We start from the raw sequence: 1,433 nt of genomic DNA, 5'->3' as shown, positions 1-1,433 counted from the left end.
GCCTCCTCGAACGACCGGCGTGGTTGCCCCTGATTTTGCAGCTTTTCTTCGAGCGCGGCCTTGTTCAACTCAAGCTCGTTGAAGCGCTTTTCGAGGCTGGTCGCGAGACGCTCGTTGGTCGTGCCGACGATCTTGTCGAGAATCTCCTCTGACTTGCGTGCCGCGGCCTTGATCTGCTTCTGGAGTTCTTTGCGGCCCTGCTCCGCACTGTCGACCTGCTGGTCCCAGGCTTTGCGGAACATCGTCCGCGCGAGTGCAAAAGCAGGCTTTGTCGGCGTGATGTTCTGCAGCAGTTCTTCAAACTCGCCCTCCAGCTTGTTCCGTGCAATCGACTTGCCATAGCTGGCACAGGTCTTGGTCTGGCAGACGTAATAGGCGTACTTCTTGCGCTTTCCTTGCGACCAGGCCGAGCGGTAGGGCACGCCGCAATCACCGCAGCAGACAGCGCCGCGTAAGACGAAGTCGCGGTTGATATCGGCGCGCATGGGCACCTTTGCCACGCCCGTGCGACGATCCTGAATGCGCTGGAAGGTGGACGCGCTGATCAGGCCTGCGTGGTGTCCCTGTCGCAGTGTGATGCCCCAAGGTGGATGCTCGACCATACCGGCATAGATGGGGCGGGTGAGCAGATTGGTCACGCGCTGTGGATGCACAGCGCCGTTGCGGCCTTTCGGAAAGACCGGCTGATCTTGCAAAAAACGCTGGACCTCAGCCTGAGTCCCAAAGCGACCTGCGGCGTAGCCATTGAGTGCTTCTTCAATCACACTCGCCAATGGCTCGTCACGGACCAGCAGTTTGCCGTGTGAGCCGTCTTTCTCATATTTGTAGCCCATCGGGGCCGGGAACACCCAATAGCCGCGCTTCACGCGCTCTTTCATCTTCTGCAGCGTCTGGCGCCCGTTCTGCTCGCGTTCCAACTCGCCTTGTGCGGCGATGATGGTTTCGATGAACTTGCCCTCGGGCGTGTCTTCGAAGCGGAAGTTCAGACATTCCACTTTTGCACCGCGCATCGCGAAGGCCTTGCGGAGCTTGATATGGAATTCGGTATCACGGGCAAAGCGCTTGAGATCATCGAAGATCACGACGTAGGGCTTACCCTTCTGGGCATCGAGATAGCTGAGCAGCGCCATCATCCCGGGGCGCTTCATGAAGTCGCCGCCGCCGGACACATCATCCGGGAAGACCGCCTCGACGCCGTAGCCTTTCTGGGCGGCATATTCGCGGCAGCGCGATTCCTGGCTTTCGAGCCCGTGGCCTTGGGTGGCCTGTTTAGTACCGGAGACCCGGCAATAGATAAGAGCGGCTTGGTCCGGCTCTATTTGTCGTTGGGAGTTCTGCATGGGTGCGCCTCATCGTTTTGGGTTGAACGGGGTGCAACTGTTTCATGCGCTGTATCTTCTTCGGTAAGCAAGGATAACACATCGACGCGGAGC

The 1,433-nt window shown here is 59.1% G+C and carries 1 protein-coding gene; it reads right to left on the bottom strand.

The window, feature by feature from the left end; genetic code table 11:
* On the bottom strand, nucleotides 1-1,340 hold a 1,340-nt coding region (locus tag Q1A53_RS23315; RefSeq protein WP_299971797.1), incomplete at its 3' end, for a recombinase family protein.
* Between the last annotated feature and the right edge of the window lie 93 nt (nucleotides 1,341-1,433).

Source organism: uncultured Roseobacter sp., from assembly GCF_947496515.1.
Classification (GTDB): Bacteria; Pseudomonadota; Alphaproteobacteria; order Rhodobacterales; family Rhodobacteraceae; genus Roseobacter.
Note: the sequence above shows the minus strand (reverse complement) of the source record. Positions and strands in the feature narration are given on the sequence as shown.